Annotated in this window: 6 protein-coding genes; 1 reads left to right on the top strand and 5 read right to left on the bottom strand. The window is 66.9% G+C overall.

Annotated elements, in window-relative coordinates; genetic code table 11:
- Positions 1 to 119 precede the first annotated feature (119 nt).
- Genes dapE through map form a run of 5 tightly spaced genes read right to left on the bottom strand, consistent with a single transcriptional unit; the run spans position 120 to position 6,126 of the window.
- A complete protein-coding gene (gene dapE, locus AB4Y84_RS09925; RefSeq protein WP_442243750.1) occupies positions 120 to 1,247 on the bottom strand; it encodes a succinyl-diaminopimelate desuccinylase in 1,128 nt (375 codons plus the stop codon).
- Positions 1,244 to 1,609 (bottom strand): arsenate reductase, encoded by a 366-nt coding sequence (locus AB4Y84_RS09920; protein WP_025877641.1) that lies wholly within the window; start codon positions 1,607 to 1,609, stop codon positions 1,244 to 1,246. Before AB4Y84_RS09920 ends, dapE begins: the two co-directional genes overlap by 4 nt.
- A 13-nt stretch (positions 1,610 to 1,622) precedes the next feature.
- Positions 1,623 to 2,654, bottom strand: a complete 1,032-nt coding sequence (gene dapD, locus AB4Y84_RS09915; protein WP_312787012.1) for a 2,3,4,5-tetrahydropyridine-2,6-dicarboxylate N-succinyltransferase — start codon at positions 2,652 to 2,654, stop codon at positions 1,623 to 1,625.
- Positions 2,654 to 5,281 (bottom strand): [protein-PII] uridylyltransferase, encoded by a 2,628-nt coding sequence (locus AB4Y84_RS09910; RefSeq protein ID WP_442243751.1) that lies wholly within the window; start codon positions 5,279 to 5,281, stop codon positions 2,654 to 2,656. Before AB4Y84_RS09910 ends, dapD begins: the two co-directional genes overlap by 1 nt.
- Before the next feature lie 2 nt (positions 5,282 to 5,283).
- On the bottom strand, positions 5,284 to 6,126 hold the full coding sequence (map, locus tag AB4Y84_RS09905; RefSeq protein WP_080277585.1) for a type I methionyl aminopeptidase: 843 nt from the start codon (positions 6,124 to 6,126) through the stop codon (positions 5,284 to 5,286).
- Between the two features lie 173 nt (positions 6,127 to 6,299).
- Between map and AB4Y84_RS09900 the strand changes: the two genes are divergently transcribed.
- Positions 6,300 to 6,579: spore coat protein U domain-containing protein (locus AB4Y84_RS09900; RefSeq protein ID WP_442250077.1), on the top strand; the 280-nt coding region annotated here is incomplete at its 3' end.

The following is a 6,579-nucleotide window of genomic DNA, read 5'->3' as shown; positions in this document are numbered from 1 at the left end:
GGGCTTCTACATGGCCGACGAGTCGTACTGGCGCGAAGCGATCAAGCCGCCGTTCTTCCAGTTCTCGGAGTAGCGCCGGGCCATGCCCGGCGGATCCACAGAAACCCGGTGGACGAGCGCTACACCAGCAGGCGCTCTACCAGTCGCTGGTACAGCCCCGGCAACGCTTCCAGCTCGTCCACCCGCACGTTTTCATCCACCTGGTGGATGCTGGCGTTGACCGGGCCGACTTCGATGCACTGCGCACCCAGGGGTGCGATGAAGCGCGCATCGGAGGTGCCACCACCGGTGCTCTCTTCAGGCGCGCGACCGGTGTGCTCGGCCAGCACCGCGCGCGCCGCTGCCCGCAACGTCCCTTCCGGGGTGTAGAACGGTTCGCCGCTGCGGTGCCACTTCAGCGTGTAATGCAGGCCATGACGGTCCAGCAGCGTGGTGATCTCCGCTTCCAGCTTCGCTGCATCCCAATGCGGGTTGTAGCGGATGTTGAAATCCACCTCCAGCTCACCGGGAATCACGTTGTTGGCGCCGGTACCGGCATGGATGTTGGAGATCTGCAGGCTGGTCGCCGGGAAGCTCTCGTAGCCCTCGTCCCAACGCCGTGCGCTCAGTTCGGCCAGCATCGGCGCGGCAAGATGGATCGGATTGCGCGCCTTGTCCGGGTAGGCCACGTGGCCCTGCACACCCTGCACGCGCAGCTTGGCCGACAGGCTGCCCCGCCGCCCGACGCGCAGCAGGTCACCCAGCGTGGCGGTGGACGACGGCTCGCCGGTGATGCACCAGTCGATGCGCTGGCCGCGCTCGGCAAACAGGCGCGCGACATGGCGCACGCCGTCGATGGCATCGCCTTCTTCATCGCTGGTCAACAGCACCGCCAGCGTGCCCGTGTGCTGCGGATGGGCGGCAACGAACTGTTCGGCAGCGATCACGAACGCAGCCACGCTGCCCTTCATGTCCGCGGTGCCGCGACCGTACAGCACGCCATCGCGGATCTGCGGTGCGAACGGATCGCTCTGCCACGCTTCGCGGGGGCCCGGCGGCACCACGTCGGTGTGGCCCAGCAGGACCAGCACCGGTGCGCCGCTGCCGTGGGTGGCCCACAGGTTGTCGACCTCGCCCAGCCGCAGGTGCTCACAGGTGAAACCCGCCGCCTGCAGACGTTCGCCGATCAGCACCTGGCAGCCGGCATCGTCCGGGGTCACCGATGGCCGTGCGATCAGATCGCAGGCCAGGTCGAGGACGGCGCTCACGCGCCGCCCACGCCGAAGCGCGCCTTGAAGCCGTTGTCGCTGAAACCCTGGCTCACCTTGCCGTCGGCGGTCACCACCAGCGGGCGCTTGATCAGCTGCGGGTATTCACGCAGCAGCAGCTTCCACTCCGCTTCCGAATCGGCGGCCTTGCGGTTGTCCGGCAATTGCCGCCAGGTGGTGGAGGACCTGTTGACCATCGCTGCCAGGCCACCCAGCTGTGCCGCCCATTCCAGCAGCGTTTCCGGGCTGGGTTTGTTGTCGCGGTAGTCGACGAAGGTGTACGGCACGCCGAAGCGGTCCAGCCACTTGGTCGCCTTCTTGCAGGTATCGCAGTTCTTCAGACCGTAGACGGTGGTGCTCATGCGTGCGGCTCCGTCAGTCGGCCAGGCCGCGCAGCAGGTCGTTGACGCTGGTCTTGCTGCGGGTACGGGCATCGACCTGCTTGACGATCACCGCGCAGTACAGCGAGTGGGTACCGTCCTTGCTCGGCAGCGAGCCGGACACCACCACGCTGTACGGCGGGATGTAGCCGTAGCTGATTTCGCCGGTGGCGCGGTTGTAGATGCGGGTGCTCTGGCTGAGGAACACGCCCATGCCGATCACGCTGTGATGGCCGACGACCACGCCTTCCACCACTTCCGAACGCGCACCGATGAAGCAATGGTCTTCGATGATGGTCGGGCTGGCCTGCAGCGGCTCGAGCACGCCGCCGATGCCGGCACCACCGGACAGATGGCAGTGCTGGCCGATCTGCGCGCAGGAACCGACGGTGGCCCAGGTATCGACCATCGTGCCTTCGCCGACGTAGGCACCGATGTTGGTGAAGCTCGGCATCAGCACCACGTCCTTGCCGAAATACGTGCCGCGACGGGCGATCGCACCCGGCACCACGCGCACGCCGCCGCGGCGGAATTTCGCCTCGTCATAGCCGGCGAAGCGCGATTCGACCTTGTCCCAGAACGGTGCCGGACGTGCATCGACCACGGCCATGTCGTTGACGCGGAAATACAGCAGCACCGCCTTCTTCAGCCATTCGTTGACCTTCCAGCCACCCTGGCCGTCCGGCTCGGCGACGCGGAACTCGCCGCTTTCCAGGCCGTCGATCACGCGGTTGACCAGCGGGCGGGTCGAGCCTTCCAGTTCGTGCAGGGTCAGCGTGGCGCGGCGCTCGAAAGCGCTTTCGATGCCGAATTTCAGTTCTTCCACGCCCGGGCCGGCCGGCTTGCGCAGCGACTTGCGTGCGATGTTCTCGGCGCGCGCGGCTTCTGCGGTCTTGGCCGGACCCTTCTTCACCGCAGCCTTCTTCGGTGCGGCAGTCTTCTTCGCAACCGGCTCAGCGGCAGCGGTCTTCTTGGCTGCTGCGCTCTTGGCGGTCGCGGCAGTCTTCTTTACGGGCTTGGTGGCCATCAGGCGGAGTCTCCGGCGTTTCGATCAGGGTCCAGGCAGGCCAGCATTGCGTCATGCAGCTGCTGCCGGGCGGATTCAGTCAGGGGGAGGTCGTGTTCGTCACTGATCACGAAGGTGTCTTCGGCGCGTTCGCCGAATGTGGCAATGCGCGCGTCCTGCACGCGCAATCCCTGGTTGCGCAGCACGAACGCCACGTCGGCCAGCAGGCCGGGGCGGTCGGGCGCGACCAAGGCAAAACGGGTCGCGCCGGGTTCATCGCGGAACTCGATGCGCGGGGCGAAACGGAAGTGGCGCAGCTGGCGTGGCACCACCCGGCGCGAGGGACGCAGCCGCGCCAAGTCGCCACTGAGCGCCTCGCGCAGGGCCGCTTCCAGATTGGCGCTGCTGCCATCGGCAAACGTATCGGCCGGGCTCACTTCAAAATTATCGAAAATCGTGTCTGCCGGACCATCCAGCACGCGCGCGCGGTGGATCCCGTAGCCCTTGCGGTCCAGGGTCATCACGATCGCGGCGAACAGGCCGTCACGGTCCGGCGAATGCACGAACACTTCCAGCGCGGGATCATCGACGCTGATCCGGCGAACCTTCACCAGCGTCTGGCCCTGCTTGATCGGTATCAGCGCGGCAGCCTGCCATGCCAGCTGTTCCGGGCGCAGGCGGATGAAGCCTTCGTCGGGCATCACCGCGAACTGGCGATCGATGGTGGCATCGTCGTAGCCCTGCTCGCGCACCAGTGCACGCACGCTGTCGCGCGCTTCGGCCACGCGCTCGGCGGCCGGCACCGGATGCTCCAGGCCCTCGCGCAGCGCGCGGCGGGTAGCGAAATACAGATCGGCCAGCAGCCGGTCCTTCCACGCGTTCCACAACTTCGGGCTGGTGCCGGCGATGTCGGCGCAGGTCAGCAGATAGAGGTAATCCAGGCGGTCGCGGCTGCCGACCAGGGTCGCGAAGCGATGGATCACGTCCGCATCGGCGATGTCCTGCTTCTGCGCGGTCACCGACATCCGCAGGTGCTGTTCGACCAGCCAGGCCACCAGTTCGGTATCCGAACCACTCAGCCCCTGCGCGTGGCAGAACGCCCGTGCATCGACCGCGCCCAGTTCGGAATGATCGCCGCCGCGCCCCTTGGCGATGTCGTGGAACAGGCCGGCCAGCAGCAGCAGTTCGGGCTTGCGCAGGCGCGGCCAGACTTCGTGGGCGATGGAGAAACGTTCATCGGCGCGACTGCTGGCGAACAGCCCCATGTTGCGCAGGACCATCAGCGTGTGCTGGTCGACGGTGTAGACATGGAACAGGTCGAACTGCATTCGCCCGCTGACCTGGGCGAATGCGGGAATCCACTGCCCGAGCACGCCCAGCCGCGCCATGCGCGAAAGCGTGTCGACCGGGCGCTGGCCACGCAGCAGGGCCATGAACTGTTCGCGCGCATCAGGGTCTGCCTGGTCATAGGCAGGCAGCAACGGCAGCGATTCGGCCAGCGCGCGCGCAGTCAACGAATGCAGGCCACGGATCTGCGGATTGTTCGCCCAGCTGGCGAACAGCGCGAAGACCTGGCCGATGTCAGCATTCGGCCAGTCGGCATCGTTGGCCGCCAGATAGCCACGGCGCAGCGCGAACCCCACGGTCAGCGGCTCAGGCTGTGCCTCGCCATCGAACTGTTCCTCGAAACGTTGCAGGAGACGATCACTGATCCGCCGCACCACCGAAGCGGCGCGGTAGAAGCCCTGCATCATCTTCTCGACGCCCAGGCTCTCGGCATCGTCCTCAAAGCCCAGGCGCGCGGCCAGGGTCTTCTGGTAATCGAAGCGCAGGCGCTCTTCCGGGCGTCGCGCCACCAGGTGCAGGCCGAAGCGCAGTCGCGCCAGCACCGCACGTTCGCGCTTCAGCGCCGCGGCCTCGTCAGCGCCCAGGTGGCCCAGGCCGACCAGCGCTTCCAGATCGCGCACGCCAAACGCACGCAGCGCCATCCAGCCCAGCGTGTTGAGATCGCGCAGGCCGCCGGGGCCATCCTTCAGGTCAGGCTCCAGGTTGTCAGCGGTGTCGCCGAAACGCTGGTGGCGGTTGCGCAGTTCCTCCAGCTTGGCCAGGAAGAACGCACGCGGCGGCCACAGTTCGCGGTCATCCACTGCCGCACGCAGCGCACGCCGCGCCGCCTCATCGGCCATCAGCGGGCGCGCTTCGATCAACGCGGTCAGCACGGTCTGGTCAGCTGCAGCCTCGCTGCACTGCCCGCCCGAACGCACCGCGTGGCTGACCGCCAGGCCGCAATCCCACAGCAGCGCGAACAGGCGCGCGAGCGCCTCTTCATGGGCCAGCTGCGCCTGCGGATCGCCGAACACCAGCAGGTCGATGTCCGAGCGCGGGAACAGTTCACCGCGCCCATAGCCACCGACCGCAAACAGCGACAGGCCACTGTCGGCCGGCAGGCAGCGCTGCCACGCATGGCGGATCAGGTGATCGGCCGCGCGCGCGCGCAGTGCCAGCAGGCGCTCGATGTTGTCGCCCTGGTCGAAGCGGCGGTACAGGCGCGTATCGGCCTGCTGCAGCGCGTCGCGCGCGGCAGCAGCCCAGTCCGGGTCGTTGAGCGACGCGGCCGGCGTGTCCAGCAGCGAACTCGCCGGCAGCATCGTCAGGAGACCTGCGACTCGCCCGGCGACAGGGTCAGCACGTCCACGCCGGTCTCGGTGACCGCGATCATGTGCTCCCACTGTGCCGACAGCTTGCGGTCCTTGGTCACCACGGTCCAGCCATCGGGCAGCACCTTGTTGTAGCGGGTGCCCTCGTTGATCATCGGCTCGATGGTGAAGGTCATGCCCGGCTGCAGTACCAGGCCCTGGCCCGGACGGCCGTAATGCACCACCTGCGGTTCATCGTGGTAGACCTTGCCGATGCCGTGGCCGCAGTACTCGCGCACCACGCTGAAACGCTCGCCTTCGGCGTAGCTCTGGATCGCATGGCCGACGTCGCCCAGGGTTGCGCCCGGACGCACCGCGCGGATGCCGCGCCACATGGCCTCGTAGGTGGCGTCGACCAGGCGCTTGGCCATCACCGACGGGGTGCCGACGAAGTACATGCGGCTGGTGTCGCCATGCCAGCCGTCCTTGATGACGGTGACGTCGATATTGATGATGTCGCCATCCTTGAGGACCTTCCCTTCGCTGGGAATGCCGTGGCAGATGACATTGTTGACCGAGGTGCACACGGTCTTGGGGAAGCCGCGGTAGCCGACGTTGGCCGGAATGGCGCCCTGCACGTTCACGATGTGGTCGTGGCAGATGCGGTCCAGTTCCTCGGTCGTGACACCGGGCTTGACGTGGGGGGTGACGATGTCGAGCACTTCGCTGGCCAGGCGGCCGGCGATGCGCATCATCTCGATTTCCTGCGGGGTTTTGATATTCACGCTCATGGCTCCCATTATCGCCGATCCGGCCGCAATCTGAACGAACGCCACCCAACTGGCGATCCGGGGCATGCACGGATCCGGCAAGGAACGTGAAAGCGTGATGAGCCACACCCTTTCGATCGCCTGTTTCTCACGGAATACAGACACTTGCGGTGCCTACGCTGGCCCCACTGTCGTCAAATCGGCGCCGAACGTGCCGACTTCGCGCTGTTCAACGGACCTTCGGGTCAGGGAGGTTGTCCATGCGATCCACCGTTCGTTCCCCCTGGGCTTGGGCCTTGGCCCTGCTGGTGGCAGGCCCGGCCGCCGCCGCCGACACCACTACGTTCAACGTCACTCTGGTGGTCACCAAGGCCTGCACCATCACTGCGGCCGCCGCCACCAACGTCGATTTCGGTACCGCCGCCTCCACCACCGCCACCCCGACCCTGGGCCAGGGCACCGTAACCGCGCAGTGTTCGGCGCTGACCCCGTACACCATCTCGCTCAACGCCGGTGCCAATGCCGGCACGGCCAATGACG

Origin of the sequence: Stenotrophomonas sp. 2YAF22, from assembly GCF_052114665.1 — a bacterium.
Taxonomy (GTDB): Bacteria; Pseudomonadota; Gammaproteobacteria; order Xanthomonadales; family Xanthomonadaceae; genus Stenotrophomonas; species Stenotrophomonas indicatrix.
The sequence above is the reverse complement of the archived record's forward strand: the minus strand, read 5'-3'. Positions and strand labels throughout refer to the sequence as shown.